General features: G+C 71.5%; 21 protein-coding genes. 11 read left to right on the top strand and 10 right to left on the bottom strand.

Translation table 11 applies throughout. From position 1 onward, the window contains the following. The first annotated feature begins 191 nt into the window (after positions 1–191). From BMY89_RS06585 to BMY89_RS06575, 3 genes are all read left to right on the top strand, one after another. A complete protein-coding gene (locus tag BMY89_RS06585) occupies positions 192–554 on the top strand; it encodes a metalloregulator ArsR/SmtB family transcription factor (protein ID WP_092377472.1) in 363 nt (120 codons plus the stop codon). Further along, positions 551–1,048 (top strand): SRPBCC family protein, encoded by a 498-nt coding sequence (locus BMY89_RS06580; protein WP_092376528.1) that lies wholly within the window; start codon positions 551–553, stop codon positions 1,046–1,048. Before BMY89_RS06585 ends, BMY89_RS06580 begins: the two co-directional genes overlap by 4 nt. Positions 1,049–1,150: 102 nt before the next feature. After that, on the top strand, positions 1,151–3,412 hold the full coding sequence (locus tag BMY89_RS06575; RefSeq protein WP_092376525.1) for a catalase: 2,262 nt from the start codon (positions 1,151–1,153) through the stop codon (positions 3,410–3,412). A 145-nt stretch (positions 3,413–3,557) separates the two neighbouring features. On the opposite strand, the gene BMY89_RS06570 is transcribed toward BMY89_RS06575, so the two are convergent. Beyond that, positions 3,558–6,209: a DUF6493 family protein gene (locus tag BMY89_RS06570; protein ID WP_232521091.1), complete on the bottom strand. Its 2,652-nt coding sequence runs from the start codon at positions 6,207–6,209 to the stop codon at positions 3,558–3,560. Continuing rightward, positions 6,206–7,543, bottom strand: coding sequence for an SWIM zinc finger family protein (locus BMY89_RS06565; RefSeq protein WP_092376522.1), 1,338 nt, complete (start codon positions 7,541–7,543; stop codon positions 6,206–6,208). Before BMY89_RS06565 ends, BMY89_RS06570 begins: the two co-directional genes overlap by 4 nt. 109 nt (positions 7,544–7,652) lie before the next feature. Between BMY89_RS06565 and BMY89_RS06560 the strand changes: the two genes are divergently transcribed. Beyond that, positions 7,653–8,123, top strand: coding sequence for an SRPBCC family protein (locus BMY89_RS06560; RefSeq protein ID WP_092376519.1), 471 nt, complete (start codon positions 7,653–7,655; stop codon positions 8,121–8,123). 10 nt (positions 8,124–8,133) lie between these two features. On the opposite strand, the gene BMY89_RS06555 is transcribed toward BMY89_RS06560, so the two are convergent. Beyond that, complete coding sequence (locus BMY89_RS06555) at positions 8,134–9,363, bottom strand: multidrug effflux MFS transporter (protein ID WP_092377468.1); 1,230 nt, start codon at positions 9,361–9,363, stop codon at positions 8,134–8,136. A 314-nt stretch (positions 9,364–9,677) separates the two neighbouring features. After that, positions 9,678–10,334 (bottom strand): Crp/Fnr family transcriptional regulator, encoded by a 657-nt coding sequence (locus BMY89_RS06550; protein WP_092376516.1) that lies wholly within the window; start codon positions 10,332–10,334, stop codon positions 9,678–9,680. A gap of 49 nt (positions 10,335–10,383) precedes the next feature. Between BMY89_RS06550 and BMY89_RS06545 the strand changes: the two genes are divergently transcribed. Then, complete coding sequence (locus tag BMY89_RS06545) at positions 10,384–10,644, top strand: YciI family protein (RefSeq protein WP_092376513.1); 261 nt, start codon at positions 10,384–10,386, stop codon at positions 10,642–10,644. A 252-nt stretch (positions 10,645–10,896) separates the two neighbouring features. Here BMY89_RS06545 and BMY89_RS06540 read toward each other — a convergent pair whose 3' ends face one another. Together BMY89_RS06540 and BMY89_RS06535 are read right to left on the bottom strand one after the other, a co-directional pair. Further along, on the bottom strand, positions 10,897–12,576 hold the full coding sequence (locus tag BMY89_RS06540) for a sodium:solute symporter family protein (RefSeq protein ID WP_092376510.1): 1,680 nt from the start codon (positions 12,574–12,576) through the stop codon (positions 10,897–10,899). Next, positions 12,573–12,926 carry a DUF4212 domain-containing protein gene (locus BMY89_RS06535; protein WP_092376507.1) on the bottom strand — a complete coding sequence of 118 codons (354 nt, stop codon included), beginning with the start codon at positions 12,924–12,926 and terminating at the stop codon, positions 12,573–12,575. The genes BMY89_RS06540 and BMY89_RS06535 overlap by 4 nt, the downstream gene beginning before the upstream one ends. A gap of 389 nt (positions 12,927–13,315) precedes the next feature. Here BMY89_RS06535 and BMY89_RS06530 point away from each other — a divergent pair, with 389 nt between their 5' ends. The 5 genes from BMY89_RS06530 to BMY89_RS06510 all read left to right on the top strand — a co-directional run bounded on the left by BMY89_RS06530 (position 13,316) and on the right by BMY89_RS06510 (position 18,676). Next, the gene (locus tag BMY89_RS06530; protein ID WP_092376505.1) at positions 13,316–13,729 is read left to right on the top strand and encodes a hypothetical protein; all 414 of its coding nucleotides are present in this window, start codon (positions 13,316–13,318) and stop codon (positions 13,727–13,729) included. Positions 13,730–13,871: 142 nt separating this feature from the next. Next, complete coding sequence (locus BMY89_RS06525) at positions 13,872–14,552, top strand: hypothetical protein (RefSeq protein WP_092376502.1); 681 nt, start codon at positions 13,872–13,874, stop codon at positions 14,550–14,552. 84 nt (positions 14,553–14,636) lie between these two features. After that, positions 14,637–15,155, top strand: a complete 519-nt coding sequence (locus BMY89_RS06520; protein WP_092376499.1) for a sigma-70 family RNA polymerase sigma factor — start codon at positions 14,637–14,639, stop codon at positions 15,153–15,155. Beyond that, entirely contained in the window at positions 15,145–15,918 is a 774-nt protein-coding gene (locus tag BMY89_RS06515) for a hypothetical protein (protein ID WP_092376496.1), read from the top strand. The genes BMY89_RS06520 and BMY89_RS06515 overlap by 11 nt, the downstream gene beginning before the upstream one ends. A 214-nt stretch (positions 15,919–16,132) precedes the next feature. After that, the gene (locus BMY89_RS06510) at positions 16,133–18,676 is read left to right on the top strand and encodes a DEAD/DEAH box helicase (RefSeq protein WP_232521089.1); all 2,544 of its coding nucleotides are present in this window, start codon (positions 16,133–16,135) and stop codon (positions 18,674–18,676) included. 12 nt (positions 18,677–18,688) lie between these two features. On the opposite strand, the gene BMY89_RS06505 is transcribed toward BMY89_RS06510, so the two are convergent. From BMY89_RS06505 to BMY89_RS06495, 3 genes are all read right to left on the bottom strand, one after another. Further along, positions 18,689–18,907: a hypothetical protein gene (locus BMY89_RS06505; RefSeq protein WP_092376493.1), complete on the bottom strand. Its 219-nt coding sequence runs from the start codon at positions 18,905–18,907 to the stop codon at positions 18,689–18,691. Then, positions 18,904–20,097, bottom strand: a complete 1,194-nt coding sequence (locus tag BMY89_RS06500; protein WP_170147667.1) for a helix-turn-helix domain-containing protein — start codon at positions 20,095–20,097, stop codon at positions 18,904–18,906. Before BMY89_RS06500 ends, BMY89_RS06505 begins: the two co-directional genes overlap by 4 nt. 82 nt (positions 20,098–20,179) lie before the next feature. Beyond that, the gene (locus BMY89_RS06495; RefSeq protein ID WP_139217914.1) at positions 20,180–21,361 is read right to left on the bottom strand and encodes a helix-turn-helix domain-containing protein; all 1,182 of its coding nucleotides are present in this window, start codon (positions 21,359–21,361) and stop codon (positions 20,180–20,182) included. A 116-nt stretch (positions 21,362–21,477) separates the two neighbouring features. On the opposite strand from BMY89_RS06495, the gene BMY89_RS06490 reads away from it, so the two are divergent. Next, positions 21,478–21,984 carry a hypothetical protein gene (locus tag BMY89_RS06490; protein WP_139217913.1) on the top strand — a complete coding sequence of 169 codons (507 nt, stop codon included), beginning with the start codon at positions 21,478–21,480 and terminating at the stop codon, positions 21,982–21,984. A 214-nt stretch (positions 21,985–22,198) separates the two neighbouring features. On the opposite strand, the gene BMY89_RS06485 is transcribed toward BMY89_RS06490, so the two are convergent. Further along, the gene (locus BMY89_RS06485) at positions 22,199–22,585 is read right to left on the bottom strand and encodes a GNAT family N-acetyltransferase (RefSeq protein WP_092376484.1); all 387 of its coding nucleotides are present in this window, start codon (positions 22,583–22,585) and stop codon (positions 22,199–22,201) included. Position 22,586: the final 1 nt, after the last annotated feature.

Raw genomic sequence — 22,586 nt, 5'->3', positions numbered from 1 at the left:
GCTACGGCGCGAGGGGGCGCCGACGCGTCGTCCGGACGGCGTCACCTGCCTCGACGCCGTGGGAGTACGGCGTACACCGATCGGTGTACGTGGCCGGGTTCTACCGCCTGCCGATCGCCGAAGGGCAACTCGACACCGTGGTGTGCACGAGTGGTGGCGAAACACGTAACCGATCAGTTACGCTTCTGTTCGTGGACGAGATAGCCGGGGCCATCGCGGATCCGGTTCGCCGACGCATCCTCGAACTGCTGCGGGAGCGTCGGCTCACCGCCGGCCGGATCGCCGAGCAGTTCGAGCTCAGCCGGCCGGCGATCAGTCGCCACCTGCGCGTACTGCGGGAAAGTGGTCTGGTGCGGGACACCGTGGTCGGCCGCGAGCGTCGCTACGAACTGGACCCGACCCGCTTCGGTGACCTGACCCGCTGGCTGGCCCAGTTCGACCAGGCCGAGCGCTGGGAGCGCCGGCTCGACGCGCTGGAGACCGAGGTTCACCGTACCCGCCGCGAGCGCCGCACCGGTGGCTCGCCGAATTCCTTCGAGGAGCGGACAGCATGACACCCACCCCATCCGGTCGGCTTTTCGGCACCGACAGCGGGCCCGACCTGGTCGTCACCCGCACCTTCCGGGCCCCGGTCGAGGACGTCTGGGCCAGCCTGACCGAGCCGGACCGCACGGCACGCTGGTACGGCCCCTGGGAAGGCGAGGCCGCGCCGGGGCGCAGCATCCGGGTGCAGATGGCGTACGAGGAGGGGGCTCCCTGGTCAGAGCTGCGGATCGACGCGTGCGAGCCGCCCCGGCGGCTGGCCGTGTCCATGCGTGACGAGTTCGGCCACTGGCGACTGGAGTTGTTGCTGACCACGCAGGGTGATCGGACCGAGCTGCGCTTCGTTCAGCACCTGACGGAGACCGCCGGCGTCGGTGAGGTCGGGCCTGGCTGGGAGTACTACCTTGACCGTCTGGTGGCGGCCCGCGAGGACACACCGATGCCGTCCTTCGACGACTACTACCCGTCAATGAAGGCGTACTTCGAGCAGCTGCCGCTGGCGTGACCGAGGATACCCAGATCCGCGCCATTCGCTCCGTTTTGCTCGTTCTGCCCGGGGTATCGCCCTGAGATCTGGCCATCGTGTCCCAGGGAGGTACTCGTCAAGATGGATGCCCGCAACCCCGCCAAGGCGGTCAAGGACGTCGTGGAGTCCGCAGCGGAGAAGGTGACCGACGTACTCGCCCCGGACCTGCCCGGTGCTCCGGGCAGCGCTGCGCCGACGTTGGCGGAGCCGACCACGCCGCACGAACCGCTGCCGCCGAAGCCCGAGCAGGGCGCCCCGCAGACCCGCACGCCGACCGGCGCGACGACGGGCGCACCGGCCACCGCGAACGGTCAGCAGGGCGCCTTCCTCACCACCTCGCAGGGGGCGCGGCTACGCGACACGGACCACTCGCTCAAGGCGGGCCGGCGCGGCCCCGTGCTGCTGCAGGACCACCACCTGCGGGAGAAGATCACCCACTTCGACCACGAGCGCATCCCCGAGCGGGTCGTGCACGCCCGTGGCGCCGGCGCGCACGGCGTGTTCACCGCCTACGGCACCGCCGAGGCGGTCACCCGGGCGGGCTTTCTCGCCAAGGGCCGCAGCACCGAGGTCTTCGTCCGGTTCTCCACCGTCCTCGGCTCGCGTGGCTCGGCCGACACCGTCCGCGACACCCGCGGCTTCGCGACGAAGTTCTACACCGACGAGGGCACCTTCGATCTCGTCGGCAACAACATGCCGGTCTTCTTCATCCAGGACGCCATCAAGTTCCCCGACATCATCCACGCCGGCAAGCCGCATCCCGACCGCGAGATCCCCCAGGCGCAGAGCGCCCACGACACCTTCTGGGACTTCGTGTCGCTGCACACCGAGGCTCAGCACCACACCATGTGGAACATGTCCGACCGGGGCATTCCCCGCTCGTACCGGACGATGGAGGGCTTCGGGGTCCACACCTTCCGGCTGATCAACGCCGCCGGTGAGACGGTGCTGGCCAAGTTCCACTGGAAGCCCAAGCTGGGCGTGCACTCCCTGGTCTGGGAGGAGGCCCAGATGCTCAGCGGCATGGACCCGGACTTCCACCGGCGGGACCTGTACGACGCCATCGAGGCCGGCGCGTTCCCCGAGTGGGAACTCGGCATCCAGGTCTTCCCCGACACCCCCGAGGAGACCTTCGCCGGCATCGACCTGCTCGACCCGACGAAGATGGTGCCGGAGGAGCTGGCCGAGGTGCAGCCGGTCGGCACGCTGACGCTCAACCGGACGCCGACGAACTTCTTCGCCGAGACCGAGCAGGTCGCCTTCCACCTGGGCCACCTGCCGCCGGGCATCGACGTCACCAACGACCCGCTGTTGCAGGGCCGGCTCTTCTCGTACGTCGACACCCAGCTGACCCGCCTCGGCGGCCCCAACTTCTCGCAGATCCCGATCAACCGCCCGCACGCTCCGGTCAACGACATGCTGCGCGACGGCTTCCACCAGCAGGCCGTCCACGCGGGAGTGGCACCCTACCGGCCGAACTCGCTCGACGGCGGCAACCCGTTCCCGGCCGGCGACGACGAGAACGCCTTCGTCGACGTGCCCGTGCAGGTCGCCGAGGCTCCGAAGGTGCGCGCGAACCCCGCCTCGTTCGACGACCACTTCAGCCAGGCCCGCCTGTTCTGGCTGAGCATGTCCCCGGTCGAGCAGGAGCACATCATCAGGTCGTACACCTTCGAGCTGGGCAAGTGCTACCACCAGGCGATCAAGGAGCGTCAGCTCCAGTGCCTGGCCAACATCGACCCGGTGCTCTGTGCGCAGGTCGCCACCGGCCTGGGTCTGCCCGCGCCGGAGCCGACCGTGCCGCTGGCCGACGTCACCCCCAGCCCCGCGCTGTCCCAGGTCGGCCGGCAGTGGCCGGCCGACGGGCGGATGGTCGGCATCGTCGTCGCCCCCGACAGCGACCTGGACGGCGTCCGCGCGGTACGCCGGGCCGTGCTCGCCGCCGACATGGTGCCGCTGCTCATCGCCCCACACGGCGGGATGATCGGTGACCTGCCCGCGCAGCGGAGCTTCGCCACCGGTCGTTCGGTCGAGCTCGACGCGGTCCTGCTCGCCGCGGCACCCGCGCCGGCACCCGACGCGTTGCCGGCCCGCGACGCCAAGGCCGGCGCCGCCGGCTCCGGCACGGTCGACCCCCGGGTGCTGCTGATGGTCGAGGAGTGCTGGCGGCACGCCAAGGCCATCGGCGCGTGGGGGAGCGGCGTCACCGTGCTGGAGCAGGCCGGCGTCGCCGGCTCGCCCGGCGTGGTCACCGGCGAGGACGGCAGTGAGGTCTTCGCCGCCGTGGGGCAGTTGATGGCCAACCACCGGGTCTGGGAGAGGTTCCCCGCCTCGATCGCCTGACCCGCTCGTCTGCTGTCAGGGGCTGCCCGCCGCGTCGTCGGCGGGCAGCCCCTCCAGTCGTTCGAGGCTTCGGTTCGAATTTCCCGGCCGTACTGACCGATCATCGGGACCGGCTGGGTGCGCAGTCCGCGTAGACGAGGCTGGTTCACGCCTCTTGCAGTGCCCGGTGCAGGCGGCGGGCCTCGGTGACCAGGCGACTGGACCCGCCCCGACCGGCGACATCGGCCAGACCGGGCACCTCGATCCGGACGCCGGTGGCGGTGGCGGTCTCCGCGGCGAGGGTCAGCAGGTCGCCGATGCCACGCGTCGGCGTCGGCGCGGTGAGTACCGCCGGCAGCGTGGCGGCCAGCAGCCGCCACACGGTCAGCGGCGCGCCCGCCTGCGCCGCGTCGCGCAGCGGTTCGACGACCCGGGTCAGCTTCACCAGCTGCCGGGCGGCCAGCGTGCCGAGTTGTGCTCCGGTGCCGGTCGCGTCGAGGTCACCGGCGGCGGCGAGGGCGAGCAGCGCGTCCACCGTCGCCACCCGGTCGGGGGCGTGTCGGGCGCCGAGACCGTAGGCCACGGCCAGATCCAGGGCCACCCCGCCGGGACCGCCGGCCTCCGCGAGCAGCGGCAGGACCGTCGTGCCGTCGCGTTGGTCCATGTCCGCGGCAGCGGCGACCAGCGGCAGCGCGTACGCGGTGACCACGCCCCGGTGCCCGGGTAGCAGCGACGGCCAGAGGTGTACCCAGCCGTAGTGGTCGCCGACGAGGTGGGTCGCGGGGGCGGTGAGCAGACCGTACCGGTCGACGTGCCCGTCGGGTGGGTGCAGCTCGACCGTGACCCGCTCGGCCGGCAGGTACGCGTACTCCCAGTGGCGGTCGCTCCGGCGGGGATCCCGGGTGAGAGTGCGGGCCCGCATGACCGGCTGTGGTAGGCCACCGTCGCGTAGCCAGGCGGCGAACCGCTGGCCGGCGGGCGTGCCGAGGGCAGCCGCCTTGTCGTGGATCGTCTGGTCGGTGCCGGCCGGCAGCCGCAGCAGTGCCTGGGTGAGGTCCCAGTAACCGGGCTCCCGGTCGCCGAGCGCGGCGAGCCGCTCCAGCAGCGCCAGCGGGTCGAGCAGGCCGTTGGTCGCGGTGGGGGCGGCCACCAGACCCGGGTGGCCCGGCGTGTCGAGGCGCGCACCGATCTCGGCGAGTCGGGCGCGTAGCAGCCGGTGCACCGGCGGCACCCGGGGATCGGTGGCGAGCAGCTCCGGTGCCGCCGGGCCGCTGCGGCGGATCGACGCGAGCAGCTTTTCCCACCGGTCCCGCCGCCGGTCGGGGCGGCGGACGCCGGCGCTCTTGAGGACCTCGACGACCGTCTCGCAGAGGCAGAGCGGATCCCAGCGGTGCTCGCCGGCCCAGGACCAGTGCCGTCGTTCGATCACCGGGTCGAGGGCGGCGCGTACCCGGGCACCGTCGGTCGCGGTGAGCCGCACCAGCCCGTCGAGTACGCGTTCCAGCGGTGCCCCCTGATATGGCGTGCCCAGCAGCGCGGCGACCTCCTCGACCAATTCGTCCAGCTCCGTGACGGGTTCGGCAGCCGGCGCGAGCGCAGGAGGTGGGGGCAGGTCGTCGCCGCGTGGCCGGGTGCGTGCCGGAGCACCGTCGCCGGTTGCCGGGTCGACGCCGTGCCGGGCGGCCAGCGCCACCGCCCGCTCCCGCAGCTCGATGGCGGGGTGCCCGGCGGCCACCGCGATCACCTCGGCGATCTGCCCGGCCCGGTCCCGGTGTTGCCGGGCGAGCCGGTCGAGCCAGCTGAGCTGTGCCTTGACCAGGGCCTTGTCGGGACGCAGCAGCACCTGCCGGGACATCTCCAGCAGCGACTCCAGCTCCACTTCGGGTAGCTTCCGCAGCGCCTTCTGCGCCATCGTGGCCACCGGCGCGGGGGCGTCGGTGAGCAGCCGCAGGTAGTCGGTGGTGCGGGCGGTGACCTCGGCGGTGGTCGGTGCGAGCTGGTCGAGCAGAGTGGTGAAGGCGCGTAACGCGGCGGGCCGGTCGCCGCGCAGCAGCCGGCCGATCGCACCGTCGAGCAGCATCGCCCGGTCGACCACCCCTTCGGTGGCGAGCCGGGCCAGGGCGGCCGGCACGGCGGGCGGTCCCGGGTCGTTCCAGTTCTGGTGGGCGGCGATGAACATCATCTGGGTGCCGATGCCGTCCACCTCGAACAGCCGGGGCAGCATGGCGGCCAGGAAAGGATCGTCGCGTAGCCGGTCCACCACCGGCGCGGGCTGGCCCCGGTGGAACCGGTCCGGAGAATCCACCGCGGTCAGCCACAGCTGCACGGACCGGTCGTCGGTCGGCGGCGCGGCCCCCTCGGCGTGTAGCAGCGTGGCGACGAAGTGCCACCGGCCGACCCAGGAGTCCTGACCGAACCGGGCTGCCATCCGCAGCGCCAGGTCGACGAGCCAGTCGACGCCCCGGTCCTGCGCCACGGCACGGACCAGCTCGGCCGCGCGGCGACCGTGCGGGTTGACCGAGGAACGGCCGAGGATCGCCGCGGCCTGGGCGGCGGTCGGCAGGCAGCCGACCACGGCGACCGCCAGGGCGGTGCCGGTGCCCTGCGACCACCAGGTGTCCCGGCCGCGCTGCTTGAACCAGGCGGTCAACTCGACGCCGATCTCCCGGCGGCGCTGCTCCGGCAGCCCCTCCAGGGCCGCCGCCACCTGCTCGGCGGCACCGTTGTCCACCGCGCCGAACAGGTCGCTCGTGCCACCGGCAGCCAGCTCCTGCCGGCGCCGCAGGGTGCTCCTGCTGATCTCCGCCGGCCGGCTCACACCCGCTCCTCGACCCGCTCGGTGAGCAGCATCCGGGTGGCCAGCGCGTGCCGGCACGGCCCGCGTTGCCCCCGGTGCTTGGCCCACCACGGGCAGGTGCAGGTGAACCCGCCGTCGGGGAGCCGGCGGACCCGGTACACCTGATCGTCGCTGCGTACCGTGGCGGACGTGCCGTCGAGCTGCACCGCCCCGGCGTCGAGCAGCGCCCGCGCGCCGACCAGCCGAGGGTTGTCCCGTTCGGCGCGGCCCGCGTCGTAGGGCATGACCCGGTGGAAGTAGGCCGCCTCGGCGACGTCGTAGCCGACCCGGCCGGCGGTGCCGAGCTGCGCCAGCGCGCCCCGCACCCGTACGACGTCGATGCCCGCCTGGGCGGCCAGCCGGTCGGTGTCGATGGTCGGATCCCAGGACAGCAGCGCGGAGATCAGGTCGGCGTCGTCGACGACATCGTCACCGGCCAACGCGGTCAGCGCAGCGCCCTCGCCGGAGAAGCCCCGGTAGGGCTCGGGGGAGAGGGTCAGCGAGAGGCGCAGCGCACCGGTGTCCAGCTCCCAGACGCTGGGCACCGCAGCGGAGCCGGCCGCCACCGTCGGCCCGTACACCCGCAGGGTCTTCGCGAAGCGCAGCATCGGGTGCAGCGCGGCCAGCCGGCCCGCCCCGGCCAGGCAGACCGCCCCGGCGACGGGCCGCGAGGTCAGTCGCAGCGACCGGCCGGCCGGCACCACCCAGAGCACCGAGCGGTCGTTGCCCCTGGGTAGCCGACGCAGGAAGGCGGTGGCCTCGGCCGCCGGCAGCTCCGCCCGGGGCTCGAACCGGGCGGCCAGTACCTGCACCTCGGCGAAGCCGCGCAGCCAGCGCACCGGCAGCGGAACCTTCTTCTCCACCACCTCACCGTCCATGGTGGAGACAGTCAGGTCGTCGGGGCCGACCGACAGGTGCAGTGGGTCCAGGCCACCGACCCGGGCCAGCGCCGCGCGCAACGGGGTGTTGACGTCGACGTTGGTGGTGCCGTGCTCGACCACGTCGCCGTCGAGGCCGGCGGGCAGCGCGTCGAGCCGCGCGTACACGCCGCAGCAGCCGGAGAAGGACTCGAACCGCAGCCGGTCGCGGCTGCCGGTGACCACCGGGTCGAGGCTGGCCGGGCTGACCGGCCGGTGGTATCTGGTGCGGGCCACCTCGGCAACGGCCAGCAGGCCGACCGCCGCCGCCTGCGCAGTGGTGAGGAAACCGGAGAAGAAGCGAGGGTTCGGCGTCGGACCGCCGCTGGTCTGCAGGGCGAGCGACCCCTGGCCGAGCGCGGAGGAGGCGAGATATCGGTACGTCTGCACTGCGTTCACGCCGACGGACGGTAGAGCAACCCACCGACATCGCCGGCCTTCCCGGGGCACCGTCGCCGTCAGCGGGTACTCCGGTTCCTGCCCACTGACCGGCGGTACGGTCTGGCTCATGTACTCAACCAGGATCTCGGCGCATGTCAGGGCGGAGCGGGCGGCTGTCTACCGGGCGCTGCTGGATCCGGACGCGCTGGTGCGGTGGCGGGTGCCGGACGGCATGAGCGGTCAGGTGCACGTGTTCGAGGCCCGCGAGGGTGGCGCCTTCCGCGTCTCGCTCAGCTATGACGCGCCGGACGGGGTGGGTAAGTCGGCGCCGCACACCGACACCTACCACGGGCACTTCGTCCGGCTCGTGCCGGGCGAGCAGGTGGTCGAGGTGCTGGAGTTCGAGACCGAGGACCCGGCGCTGCGAGGCGTCATGACGATGACCACGACGCTCACCGACGTCGACGCGGGGACCGAGGTACTGGTGGTGCACGACGGCATCCCGGACGGCATCGCGGCCGCCGACAACGAGACCGGCACCCGGATGGCGTTGGCGAATCTCGCCCGGCTCGTCGAGGCGGGCGAGATTCGCCGGTGACCTGCGCCGTTCAGTGGACCGCGACGGCCATGGTCTCGGTCTCCGGCTGCATGGCGGGGAGTCGGCCGGGCCGCACCACGAGCAGCAGCACGACCAGCGCCGAGACCATGCCGCCGGCGATCACCAGGGCCATCGCCATCGCTCCGGTGCCGAACACGCCGACCAGCGGCGCGGCCACCGCGCCGATGCCGAACTGTGCCGCGCCGAGCAGGGCGGAGGCCGTGCCGGCCGCCTCGCCGTGTCGGGTCAGGGCGAGCGCGGGGGCGTTCGGCAGCGCCAGGCCGGCCGTGGCGAGCACCACCCACAGCGCCGCGAGCAGGGCCGGCAGGCCACCGATGCCGGTCGCGGCGAAGCCGAGCAGCACCAGGCTGGCGGCGGAGCCCACGAGTAGGGCGGTGAACAGGATCCGCTGGGGGGAGTAGCGGCGCAGCAGGCGTACGTTGGCCTGGGTCGCCGCGATCAGGCCGATCGCCCCGGCACCGAAGGCCAGCCCGAACTGCTGCTCGTCGAGCCCGTACTGCCCCTGCAGGACGAACGAGGAGCCGCCGACGTAGGCGAACAGCGCCGCCATCGCCAGCCCGGCGACCAGCACCAGACCGACGAAGGCGCGGTCGCGCAGCAGGGAGCCGTAGAGCCGGACCGTCGGCACCACCCCGCCGCGCTGGCGGCGCAGCGGCGGCAGCGTCTCCGGCAGGCCAAGGATCGCGATCAGCAACAGCAGAACGCCGAAGACGGCCAGGGCCGCGAACACGCCCCGCCACTGCGTCCAGCGCAGCAACTCGCTGCCGAGCGTCGGGGCGAGAACCGGGGCGGCACCCATCACCAGCAGCAGCCGGGAGAGCAGTTGGGCGAAGGACGAGCCGCTGAACAGGTCGCGTACCACGGCCATGGCGATCACGGCGGCCGCCGCCGCACCCAGGCCCTGGACGACCCGCAGCGCACCGAGCACCGCGATGTTCGGGGCGAGGGCACAGCAGACGGAGGCCACGATGTGCAGCGCGGTGCCCGCGATCAGTGGCTTGCGTCGGCCGACGGCGTCCGACAGCGGGCCGATCAGCAACTGGCCGAGGGCGAGGCCGATCAGGGTGCCGGTGAGCGTCAGCTGGACCGCCGCCGAGCTGGTGGCGAGGTCGTCGACGATCGCGGGCAGCGCTGGCAGGTACATGTCGATGGTCAGTGGGCCCACCGCGATCAGCGAGCCGAGGACGAGGATGAGCCGCAGGCGCTGCCGGCGGGTCATCAGGTCTCCCGGCATCAGGGCGGCCGGCGGCGCGGCGACGGTGTCGGCGGCGGTCACCGGGCGTTCTCCGGCGGGGCCGGCCGTGGGGCGTGTGGTGCGACGGTCATATCTGGCTGCAACCCGCAACCGGTGAGCTGATTCCCGGTCCGCGCAGAGGTAACGCAGCTCACAGCCGGTCGCGCCGCGGTTGTCGGGCGTCGAGGCGAGCGCTGGCACCCAGCGGAGACTTATCAACCTATCTGCCTAGGATGCCCTAGGGAGGGTGACCGACGGGGCACCTGCGAACCTCGGAGCACCTGGACCGGACGGATTCGCTACCTCAGGTCGGCGGCGGACGCGCCGAGCCGATCCCGGTCGGTGACGACGATGCCGCGGGGGGTACGCCGGACGGCCCCGTCGCCGGTCAGGCGGGCCAGCGCACGGTTGACGGTGACCCGACTCAGCCCGAGATGTCGGGCGAGTTGCTCCTGCGAACCACGCCAGGCCACCGCGTCGCCCGGATCCTGTGCGTGCAGCCACGCCGCGACGCGGGCCACGGCTGGCAGGGTGGCCGCGTCGACGAGCCGTTGCCGCGCGTACCCGACGTCGCGCGCCAGATGTCGGAGCACGTGCTCGCGTACCGATCGGTGTTCCTCCAGCAGAACCCGGAACCGGGCTGCGGCGAGCATTCGCGCGCTGATCGCGGTGACCGCCAGCAGTCCACTGGTGGGTACGCCGCCGGCCAGCACCGCGGGCTTGTCGACGATGGCCGGCCCGGTCCACCGCCCGGTCCACACCTCGCCGCCGCCGGACACCGGCTGGGCTGCCACCACCGTGCCCGACAGCAGCAGCAGGACGCCTTCGGCGGGTTGCCCGGCCGGGCGCAACCGCGTCCCGGCCGGGTACCGGGCCGGTCGTGCCTCGGCTGCCGTCCGAACCAGGACCGCTTCCGGCAGCCCGCGCAGCGCGGGTATCGCACCGAGGAAAGTCATGTATCAAGTGATACAGCGCGGCGCTCCGACGGCGGCATACGGTCGCGGCATGTGGATCGTCGAGCTGTCACTGACCGGTACACCCGAGCGTCTCGCCGCACGCGGCGACCATCGTGGCCGACTCGCCGCCAGGCACGAGGAGGGCACGGTACGGATGGCCGGTCCGCTCGCCGACGACAGCGGTGCCCTGATCATCGTGGACCTGCCCGACCGCCGGGACGTCGACGGCTTCCTCGATGCTGATCCGTACTTCACCACCGAGGGCGTCACCGTCGTCCAGGTCCGTGAGTGGGCTCCGTTCCTGGTGTGAGGGGGTCTCTGGCGGCATCAGCGCATGGAGGACGTCACCGTCCGGACTGTCTGCGGCGTCGTCGTGCGGGACGGGTCGAGCCGGGTGCTGCTCGGAGCTGGGCTGGTAGGCCATTCATCCGTTAGGCCGTCCGCCCGGCCGGAAGCCGTCGCCGACGGCGTCGGTTCTCCTCCGACGCGGACGGCGGCCGGTCGCCGGTCCCAACGTCGGTGTTGGGACCGGCGACCGGTGCTTCCGAGCAGGGGCTGAAGGTCAGTCGGCGGCGGTGCCGGCGGTCACCTCCCGGCGGGCGGACGGGTAGCGGATGTTCTCCACCATCTCGACGATCTCGTCCGATGGCGGCGCCGTCATCTTCGACACCACGATGGTGACGACGAAGTTGACGATCGCGCCGATGGTGCCGATGCCCTCGGGGCTGATGTCGAAGATGTGCGGGTTGGCGGCGGTGCCGAACACGGGCAGGGTGTAGATCATGTAGGTGGCGGTGAACGCCATGCCGGTCACCATGCCGGCTGCGGCTCCGGTGGCGTTACATCGTTTCCAGAAGATGCCGAGCACGATGGCCGGGAAGAAGCTCGCCGCTGCCAGGCCGAATGCGAAGGCGACCACCTGCGCCACGAACGCGGGCGGGTTGATGCCGGCGTAGATCGAGATCAGCACCGCCAGACCCATGGCGATCCGGCCGGCCAGCAGCCGCTGCTTGTCGGTGGAGTCCCGCTTGACCCGTCGGAAGTACAGGTCGTGCGAGAAGGACGACGAGATCACCAGCAGCAGCCCGGCCGCGGTGGACATCGCCGCGGCCATGCCACCGGCCGCCACCAGACCCACGATCGGTGCCGGCAGGCCGGCGATCTCGGGGCTGGCCAGCACCAGGATGTCGTTGTTGACGATCAGGTCGGCACCCGAGGTGGGGCTGTTGCTGACCGAGTTGATGGTCTGCGCACCGTCGCTGACGGTGACCAGACCTGTCGCCGCCCAGTTGTCGATCCAGGAGGGCAGCGCGTTCGCGGAGATCCCGTTCACGTCCTGCAGCAGGTTCAGCTTGGTGAACGCGCCGACCGCCGGGGCGGTGGTGTAGAGCAGCGCGATGAAGAACAGCGCCCAGAACGCCGAGTAGCGGGCGCCCCGGACGCTCTTCGTCGTGTAGAACCGGACGATCACGTGCGGCAGGCCCGCGGTGCCGATCATCAGCGCCATGGTCACCAGGAAGACGTCGATCTGCGGGCGGGCCGCGAACGCCTCGGTGTACTGGTTCAGCCCCATCTCGATGCTGATCGCGTCGAGTTCGGCGAGGATCTGCCCGAACGACACCTGCGGGATCGGGATGCCGGTCATCTGCTGGGCCACCGCGATGGCGGGGATCAGGTAGGCGGTGATCAGCACCGTGTACTGGGCGACCTGGGTCCAGGTGATGCCCTTCATGCCGCCGAGCACCGCGTACAGGCCGATGATGACCGCGGCGAGGATGACGCCCTGGGTGACGTCCAGCTTCAGGAAGCGGCTGAAGACGATGCCGCCACCGCGCATCTGGCCGACCACGTAGGTGAAGGAGATGATGATCGCGGCGACGGCGGCGATGGTGCGGACGGTCTCCGAGTACCGGTCACCGACGAACTCCGGGACCGTGAACTTGCCCCACTTGCGCAGGTACGGGGCGATCAGCAGGGCCAGCAGCACGTAGCCGCCGGTCCAGCCCATCAGGTAGATGGTGCCGTCCGACCCCAGGAACGCGATCAGGCCGGCCATCGAGATGAACGACGCCGCGGACATCCAGTCGGCGGCGACGGCGGCCCCGTTGGCGATGGTGGGGATGCCCTGGCCGGCCACGTAGAAGCCGGCGGTCTCCTTCACCCGGCTGCGCCAGGCGATGTAGAGGTAGACGGAGAAGGACGCGACGATGAAGATGAGCGTCCAGGTCTGGATCTGACTCATTTGCCAGCCTCCTGGTTCTCCTGCTCATCGACACCGAACTGGCTGTCCAGACGGTCCATCATCTTCGCGTACACCAGAATGAGAATCACGAAGACGTAGATCGATCCTTGTTGGGCGAACCAGAAGCCGAGCGGGAAGCCGGCGATGACGATTTCGTTCAGCGGTTCGACCAGGAGGATGCCGAAGCCGAACGAGACGATGAACCAGATGGCCAGCAGGATCACCATGAGCCGAAGGTTCCGGCTCCAGTACTCCTTACGCCACCCGTTGTCCGGCGGGGACGCCGGTGGTGGTGATGCAGGTGGCGGTTCCCCGCCTCGGGTTTCTTTATCGGGGGTTACCTCGGTCATGTCTGGAGCCTCCTAGTCGGTACGGAACCGGTTGATCCGGCGAGGGGCCTACGACACGGCGCCCGGCTGGTGGTGACGCGGTGCTGGTGCCGCTGCCCGATTCGCACCTCCACGCCGCCGTCCTGCTCGACGTGGTTGTGCGCTCGGTCACACGTTCTGCGAAGCGAACGTGACGGGGCCTGGCCAGGCAAGAGGCGATCCGCCAGGCGCGGGATCGGGTCGGTGAACGGTCCGTTGGGCGCAGTGAACGGTCGCCCGGCCCCTGACAGCGGCGGGTGTCGACCGATTTGTGGGCGTTCGCGGTGGCGGTCCGGCCGCCCACCGACGCTGCCCGACCGCTCACCGATCTGCCCGTCCGGTCGGCGGCGGAGAGCGCCTAGCATCCGGACATGGCAGACACCGCATCCACCGCCGTACCGGCCCGTCGCCGGATCCTGCACGCCGGCAGCATCGGCATGATCGTCGGCGGCCTGCTGGCGCTGGTCGGCTCGCTGCTGCCCTGGGTCATCACGCCGTTCGGGTCGCTGTCCGGCGTGGCCGGACCCGGCCTGTGGACGCTGAGCGTGGCGTTCCTCGCCATCGCAGGTGCCCTCCTGCCGTACCGGAGGGTCGCCATCGCGCACAGCCTGATTCCCGGGCTCGTTGTCGCCGTCATCGTCGGTTGGCAGGTCGCCCGGCTGATCAGTCTCAGCGCCAGCACTGGCAGCTGGGGCCAGTTGATGCCCGGCATCGGCCTGGTCATGGCTGCCGGCGGTGCGGTGGTCCTGATCCGTACCGGTATGCGGCTGATCTCGCTGCGATAGCCCGTCCCATCCGCCCGGAAATTCCTGGGCGGACCGGTGAAACCACTCCCCGCGCCCAGACGTCACGAGGCTGTACCGGCCGCGAGCGACCGGCACGACGGCCGGCGTGCACGCGGCGGCCACAGCAGCTGGGGAGGTAACGATGTTGGTGGGTAGAAGGCTCGTCGGCGTGGGCCTGCTGGGGTTGACCGCAGCGGCGTTGGGGGCGTGCCAGGTGGCACCCGCGACGGGTACCGACGGCGGCGGGTCCGCCGGGCCGGCTCCGGTCGTGGTGGTCCCGGCAGCCGAGGCACCGGCAGCCGAGATACCGGCGGTGCCAGCGGCACCGGCCGAGCCGGCGACGGGTGTACCGGCGGCGTCGCCGAGCCCGCCACCGGTGCTCACCGGTACGCGGCGGGTGACGATCGTCCGGGTCGGCGCGTTCGAGTCAGGGCTGTCGCTGCTCGACCGGGGACGGCTGGCCGAGGTGGACGACGACAGTGGCCGGCAGGTGTTCGTGCCGACTCCGCTGGGTGGAGCGGAGTTCCTGGTCAAGGCGTACCGCAGCGGCGGCACCGGGCAGCCGGTCTGCTGGCAGGTGCACAACCCGGGCAACTCGCATCCGCTGGTCGTACGAGGTGCGCCGTGCCGCGCGGACGACCCCGCCCAGCGGTTCGGCATCGCCGCCGCAGCCGGTGGCGGTCCCCGGGAGTTCGTGATCAGCAACCGGTGGGCGTACCTGCGGGATTCCGCGCGATCGGGTCTGATCATGGAGGAGTTGGGCGACGCGCCGCCGGCGAGCAGCTTCCGGTTCAACGACACCGGCCCGGCGCCCCGAGGATAGGGTTCCGGCGGCGCACCCGGTCCGGGTGCGTCCGTCCGCCGCCGGGCTGACCAGCAACGACCAGTACGAGTGGGAACGTGAGCGATGCGCGACGCTGAGGAGTTCGACGCCTTCTACGCGGCGTCGGCGCAGCGCGTCCTGGGGCACCTGTCTGCCATGATCGGCAGCCGGGCCGACGCCGAGGACGCGGTGGCGGAGGCGTACGCCCGAGCCTGGGACCGCTGGTCGACGGTGCGGGAGTGTGACAGCCCGGAGGCGTGGGTCCGCCGGGTGGCGTACCGCCTCGCGGTGAGCGCGTGGCGCAAGACAGTGAACCGGCTGCGGGCCCACCGCCGGGAGATCGCCGGCCAGCAGGTCGAGGCCAGCGGGGTCGACCACGTGGCGGTCGTGTCGGCGCTGCGCCGGATCCCCGCCGATCAGCGTCGGGTCGTGGTGCTGCATCACCTGGTCGGTCTCAGCGTGGCCGAGATCGCGGTGGAGGTCGACGCCAACGCGAACACCGTCAAGACCTGGCTGGCCCGGGGACGCCGAGCGCTCGCCGCACACCTGACCGATGACGACGATTACCAGAGAACGGGCGGGGGGAACAGCCATGGGGCCTGAGCCGCATCTCGATGAGGCGCTGCGGGCGCTGGCCCGGCACGGCGGGCAGGGCAGAGTCCCGGCCGCCGCCGACATCCGGCGTCGCGGCGACAACCGTCGGCGCCGCCGGCAGGCCACCTCCGTCGGGCTCGGCGCCCTGCTCGTCGTGGTCCTCGGTGCCGGTGCCGTCCTGGTCCGCCTGGCCGGCGGGCCGGACGGCATGCCCGTCGGTCCGGCCGGCCCGACACTGCCTCCGGCCACCGCCCTGCCGAGCACCGGCCCGAGCGTGCCGGCCAGCCCGAGCGTGACGTCCGGCTCGCCCGGCATCCCGCAGAGCAGTGATCCGGTGCTGTCCGGCCAGCGTCAGGTCACTGTCGTGCGGGTGTCCGACCAGGCCGCTGGGGTGTCACTGCTCGACGACGGTCGGCTCGCCGAGGTCGATGGTGACGAGGGTCGCCAGTTGTTCGTGTTCGCGCCGCAGGGGCCCGACACCTATCTGATCCGTGCCGTGGAGCAGGGGCTGACCGACACGTGCTGGGAGGTGCGCTCGTCGGGCAGCGATCCGCTGCGGGTCGCCGCGGCACCCTGCCTGCCGGACGAGCCGAGGCAGCAGTTCTCGGTTGTCCGCGACGGGCAGCGCGACGGCGAGCCGACGTATGCGATCAGCAGCAACTCGGCTTATCTGCAGAACTCACCGACCCGGGGTCTGATCCTCGAAGAGCTCGGCGACGCGAGCTTGACCACCTACTTCCGGCTCGTCGACAACGGAGCCGCGCCGGGGTGACCGAGGGTGTCCGAGTGGGCAGAACTGCATGATCAGGCCACGGCGCATGGTGAGGCAGGCGGTCGGGTACCGGCTTCGGGTGGGCTTGAACAAGACCGAGCGTGAAGAACTCCGTCGCCTCGTGGCGGACTTCAGGCGATGGGGTCATCTTGCGGAGACGGCACAGAACTGGCACCGGGCTGTGCAGCACGCGGCCAGCAGCGCCGAAGGGACCATGCGTGCCCGCAGCGTCGTGGTCGACCGGTCCGGCCGGGCCGCGTGGCGCGTGCTCGCGCTGCGGGAGAGCGACCGCGACGTCGTCCAGCGACTACGGGAGCGGGCCCTGCTTCCCGCGACGACGACCGCCGATCGTGCCCTGCTGCGCCTACTCACCGACGACGCACCCCGCGCCGTCGCCGATGTCGCACCCATGCTCGGCGTACGTCGCTACTTCACCGGGCCGGCCAAGATGCAGTCGGCGGTCACCGCGAGTGAACTCCTGCGTCGCCGGCACGCGGAGGTCATCGGCGCCGGCGGCCCCGAGCGTCTGGCGCACCTCGGCGTCCACACCGCGCCCCTCGACCCGGCCCCGGCCAGCATCGACGACCTGCTCGACCCGGCCCTTCGCTTCGCCCTCCTCGCCGAGCGGACCGGCCCGGAGCCCGAGCTGGTGGACCGGTCGGTCTTCGGGGGCCTGCCGGCGGCCCTGGCCACCATCGACAAGGTCGTGGCCGGCGAAGCCTCGTACCGCTCGGCGGCACGTGAAGCGGGTGAGAAGGTCAGACACGCCGAGGTGCAACGGATCCTGCGGGACATGCCGGTGGATGCGTTGCGGACCGTCACCCGCGACCGGTTCCGACTCGGGCCACTGGCCGAGGCGGGAATCAACACGGTGCAGGACGTGCTGCGCGTCGGCGCGTCCCTTCAAGCGCTTCCGGGGGTCGGCGAGACCTCAGCCCGTCGCATGATCGGAGCAGCCCGCGCCCTCTGGCAGACGACGTACGACGACAGCCCGGTCCGGATCGACATCGACCACCGCAGCCCCGATACCACGCACCTGCTGCGGTGCCTTGCCGAGTGGGACGCGCACCGGCGGACGCACGGTGCGGCAGCCGACCTCGAACGCGCCGCCGAACTCGCGCCGCTGGGCAGCACCATCGACCGTAAGACCAGCCATCTCCTCGTGGTACCGACCCGAGGGCTCGCCGCCACCGGACTGCGCGAGAGCATCCAGATCGTCAAACGGCGAGCCGAGCTGCTCGGTGGGTCGTCCGCAGCCGGCCGGCGGAGCGTGCGCCTCGATCCGTGGGACGACTTCCTCACCCGACCCGCCGACTACCTCGCCATGCTCTCCGAGCTGGGATTCGCCACCGACGACGAGAACGCGGTGCACGGCGACCTCCCAGACGAGATCATTCAGGCGGTACGCGACCAGGCACTCGACGGTGAACACCTGACCGCCTCCCTGCGCGGTTATCAGAGCTTCGCCGCGCGCTTCGCCCTCGTACAGCGCAAGGTCATCATCGGTGATGAGATGGGCCTCGGTAAGACCGTCGAGGCGATCGCGGTGCTGGCGCACCTGCACAGCAGGGGAAGCACCCATTTCCTGGTGGTGTGCCCGGCCGCCGTGGTGACCAACTGGGTCCGCGAGATCATCGGCAAGTCGACGCTGCGTCCACACCGGGTGCACGGCCCGGAACGCGATGTCGCAGCCCGCACCTGGCTGCGGCACGGGGGCGTGGCGGTCACCACCTACGAGACCCTCGCCTGGTGGGAGCCGGTGCTGCGGGAGTTTCCCGACCTGGCGTGCGTCGTGGTCGACGAGGCCCACTACATCAAGAATCCGCAGGCGCAGCGGACGGCCAGGACGAAGGAGCTGGTCGCGCGCGCCGAACGGGCCATCCTGCTCACCGGTACGCCGCTGGAGAACAGGGTCGACGAGCTCCGCAACCTCGCCTCCTACGTACGCCCCGACCTCACCGTCGACGCCACCGACCTGTCGCCCAAGCGCTTCCGCCGGCAGATCGCACCGGCGTACCTACGCCGTAACCAGGACGATGTGCTCGCCGAACTTCCCGAGCTCATCGAGGTCGAGGAGTGGCTGCCGATGTCCGCGGCGGACACCACGGCTTACCGCGAGGCGGTCAAGCGTGGGAACTTCATGCAGATGCGCCAGGTGGCCATGCTGCAGGCAGCCCAGTCCACCAAGATGCAGCGACTCGTCGAGATCGTCCGGGAAGCGGCGGAGAACGAGCGCCGGGTCATCGTGTTCTCCCACTTCAGGGCCGTACTCGACCGGGTTGCCGGCGCCCTTCCCGGTCCGTTGTTCGGGCCCCTGACCGGATCGGTGCCCGCCAACCACCGTCAGCAGATGGTGGACGAGTTCTCGGCCGCCCGCCACGGTGCCGTCCTGGTGGCCCAGATCGTGGCCGGTGGCGTCGGGCTCAACATCCAGTCGGCCTCCGTCGTCGTCATCTGTGAACCCCAGCTCAAGCCGACCACCGAGGCGCAGGCCATCGCCCGTGCGCACCGGATGGGGCAGGTCCAGTCGGTGCAGGTCCACCGGCTGCTCTCCGAGGAGGGCGTCGACCAGCGGATCACCGAACTGCTGGCCGGGAAGCGGCGCATCTTCGACGATTTCGCCCGGGTCAGCGACATGGCCGACTCAAGCCCGGAAGCGGTGGACCTGTCCGAGGCCGAACTCGTCCGGGAGGTCCTGGCCGCCGAGCGGCAACGCCTGTTCGAGCACCCACCCGAACTCCCCGCCCCATCCCGCTGACCAGACGCGTCCTCATCGGCCACCCGATCGGGTCGTGCCAGCACCCCCGGTCCAGCGGGTCTGCCTGAGGGCGGTGAGGAGGTCGCGGGCGGCGGTGGCCACGGCACAGTCGGCGATGCGGCAGATCGGGCAGCGGCCGTCGGGGCCGGGCTGGTGATCGCGCAGGGTCCAGCGAGCGGTCAGGGTGAGCCGGTTGAGGATCTGCGCCAGGGTGAGCAACGGTGCGGTCATCGGCGGCTCACCCCGAGGGTGGCCGCCAGCGCGACGATCGTGGCGGGAGCGCCCGGATGGCGGACCGTGGCGGCGAGCACGTTCCGGGCGGCGGGCCGGTGGCGTACCTCGGCGGGTGCGGTCCGGTCGGCCTCCAGCAGCACCCGGGCCGCGTTGACCGGGTCGGCAACCTGAAGGTAGGCCCGCCCGGCGTCGATCAGGTGCGCGGCCCGATGCTCCGGTGGCAGCCACCGCCAGCCGTCCCGTCCGACAGCCGCCTCGTGTCGGGCGATCGCCTCGTCCGGCGTACCCAGATCGATCGCGACCGTGACCCGGGCGAGCGCCACCACGGTCGGACCGAAGCCGGTGTGATGATGATCGTTGCCGTCGCCGACCTCGGCGGCCAGGTCGGCGGCCTCATCGACGCGGACGGCGGCGGCCCGGTCGTCGCCGTGCCGGGCCGCCGCGAGCGCCGCCTGCACGAGCAGCGTCCCGCAGAGCGACAGCCGCGCCACGTCGAGGTCGGGCGTCCCGATCCGGTACGCGGCGGCCAGCGTCGCCGTGCCCGCCTCCCGCGCCCGACCGGCGGCCCGCAACACCTGGCCGAGCTGCACGGTGGCGGCGGCCACCAGCAGCGGATCACCGGTGGCGACGGTCATCGCCCGGTCGGCGGCCAGCCAGGCCAGCTCGGTCTCGCCGAGCTTCACCAGCAGAGACGCGGTCACCCGGTACGCCTCCACCAGCGACACCGGGCCCGCGGCCGGATCGTGGGCGTTACCGCGCTGCGCCCCGGCCAGCAACTCCGGCAGCAGGTCGATCAGCGCCGGGTACCGCGCATGCTGGAAACTGGTCCAGGCATGCGCGACGCCGCGCGCCAGCCGAGCCGCGTCCGGCACGTCACGGCGCGCCGCCGGCCGATCCAAAGCGATGTCGTACGCGGACAGTGCCGCCCGGATCGACTCCACGCCCTCGACCCGCGTGGTCACCTCGGCGGGTCGACTGTCCTGGCCGAGCAGCAACGCCTGATCGATCCGCAGCGCGGCGGCGATGTCCCGCAGCGTGGAAACCTTGTCCAGGGCCCGCACCCCGCGCTCGACCTTGTCCACCCAGCTCTTCGACTTGCCGAGCCGATCGGCGAACACCTGCTGCGACATCCTCCGCCGCGCCCGCCAGTACGCCACCCGTCGCCCGATCGGCACCGTATCCGTCATCGTCACCTCCCTGAGCAGGCACTGTGTGCCCTCGATCAGCATTCAGTGATCGGGTGGTTACGGTCGAGGCTGGAGGTGTCTGCTATCCGCCTGCGGACAACGCGCGGACGGCGTCCTCGGCTTGGTCAACCAGGCTGACCGTGCGGGTTGCCTGCCCGATGCTTCGGACCCCCTCGTAGATGCTCAGCGCCTCGCTGGCGTCTCCAGTGTCCACGAGCGCCGCCGCCAGACGCAGGAGGTAGGGCCCGGTCCACGCGGCACCGGCAGACTCTGGCGGCAGCCCGGCCAGCCCCAGCCGCAGATGCTCGATCGCCTGCGCGTTCCAGCCGAGGAGCCGATAGGCGAGGCCACGCTGCATGCTCAGGTAGGCAGCCGAGTGGAAGTAGATCCACGGTGGCTCGCGGTCGGGTGCCTGACGGGCCGCCTCGACCAGCTCCGCGGCCTGATCGAGCAGGTCGCTGACGAAGTCCGCTTCGCCGGTCAGCGCGTGACCACGGGCCTGTTGCTGGATGGCAATGGCCCGAATGCCAGGGCTGGCCGGCTGTCGTGCTGCCGCCGCCGAAAGCCCGATCAACGGGCTTGGACGCCGCTCCGACCATGCGATATGCCCGCGCATGCTGAGTACCGTGGCGACCATGTCCGGACTGCCCGCCTCAGTGCCCCACTCCAGGGCCGTGCCGTACCAGCGGCTGGCGAGTCGACTCCGGTCGCTGGCGGCGTACAGCCATCCACCGAACTGGGCCCACTGCGCGGCAAGGTCAACCACCTGCGGTCGCAGCGCCGAGGCCGTCTCCGCGACGAGCGTGGCGATCAGGTCGAGTTGCGTGCGTACTGTCGGCAACAACGGAGTGGAGCCGAGGGTGTCTTCCAGCCGACGATGCGCGGCGAGCAACTCGGCCAAGGTGTGCAGGGTCGCCGGATCGACACGGCGGGGATGCTGGGCGACGTAGGCCAGGCGCTCAGGGTCACGCGGCGTGGGAGACGGGTGCAGCATGCCGGAAAGGACGCCGCCGGTGACGAGCGCGTCGTCGAGCCGGGCGACCAGGTCTACGGTCGGACGGCGTCGACCCGTCTCCAGGTCGTGCAGGTGCCCTCGGCTGGACAGGACGAGCGGAGCGAGTTGCCGCAGCGACAGACCCGTCGACATGCGGAGCCTGCGCAGTTCAGCACCGAACCGGCCATCCGCGATGGCTGCCATGGCGATACCCCCGAGCGCGAGGATTTGGCAGGCTCCACCGCAGAGCCGCCACTTCGGACGGTACACCGAAGTAATCGCTGAGTGACCTCACGTGGCCGGTCCCGACGAGTGCGGACATCGGCCGGGTTGGCCTGCCTCGACAGCGGGTGGAGCAGGTGCGGGGTGGGGCTACGCTTCCGCGCATGGCGGTGAGCTACGCCGACGCGGCGGCCTGGGCCGGCGTCGTATCGTCGGTCATCTTCTCCACGACGGCACTGGCGGTGTCGGTACGGTCGTTGCGGCACGCTCAGCGCGCCGCTGATGCCGCCGAGCGCCAGGCGGTTGCCGCCGAACTAGCTGTGCCGCCGGCACCGCCACCGGTGTCCTGGCAGGCCGAGCTTCCCCGCACCCGTTGGGGGGAGATCGGGACGCCGTACGTGATCCGAAACGTCGGCAGCGAACCGGCGACCGGTGTCGAAGTGATGTCCCGAGGATTCAAGATCAGCCGAATCGAGGGGCTTGACGAGGGCGTGGTCCTGCCGGGCGCTTCCTTCGTGGTGATCCTGAACGAGTGGATCAGCACCGGCTCGCGGACCAACGAGATCCTGCTGCTGTGGGACGGTCAGACGCTGCCGGTCGGCATCGCGCTGCCGCCCCGGCCGCCAGAGCCACCACCCATTTTCGTCAAGACCACCCCGATCATCCGCTGACACCCTGCGCCGCGTCCCTTCCTGTGCGCCACGCCTACGACGCGGATCGAGGACTGGACCGACTGAATCTGATGTCATGTCAGGGAGACATGATTATGTCTTCCTGACATGAGGCCTCCAATGAAGACTGCTTCTCGCTCACCGGTGAGGTCTGGGCCAGCGGCACGAGCAGGGTCAGTCAGGGCCGGGCCAGCGGCACGACAAGGGGCGGTGCTCAGAGGTCGAGCACAGCGACCGTCTCGCCGCCGCTCTGCTCGCCGGTCGGGCGGAAGCCAAGCCTGAGATAGAAGGGTGCCGGTCCGCCGGCCCGGGGCTTCCAGGTCACGTACGCCCGAGTGCCGCCCCTGGCCCGGATCTCCCGGCACACGGCTTCCACGGCGAAACGGCCATAGCCGCGTCCCTGGGCGTCAGCCGCGATGTTCAGCCGCCAGAGGCCGGACCGGCGATCTTCGGGATCACGACCGGAGTTCCATGGGATGTCCAGGACTTGACCACCGGCCCGACCAGATCCTCCTGATCGGGGCGCACGGACAACGCCAGCGCAGCCTCGTAGTTCTCCGGCGTGATCCTCTCCAACCGCATGCGGCGGACCATAGCTCACC

The organism is Micromonospora phaseoli (assembly GCF_900109115.1).
Taxonomy (GTDB): Bacteria; Actinomycetota; Actinomycetes; order Mycobacteriales; family Micromonosporaceae; genus Micromonospora; species Micromonospora phaseoli.
The sequence above is the reverse complement of the archived record's forward strand: the minus strand, read 5'-3'. Positions and strand labels throughout refer to the sequence as shown.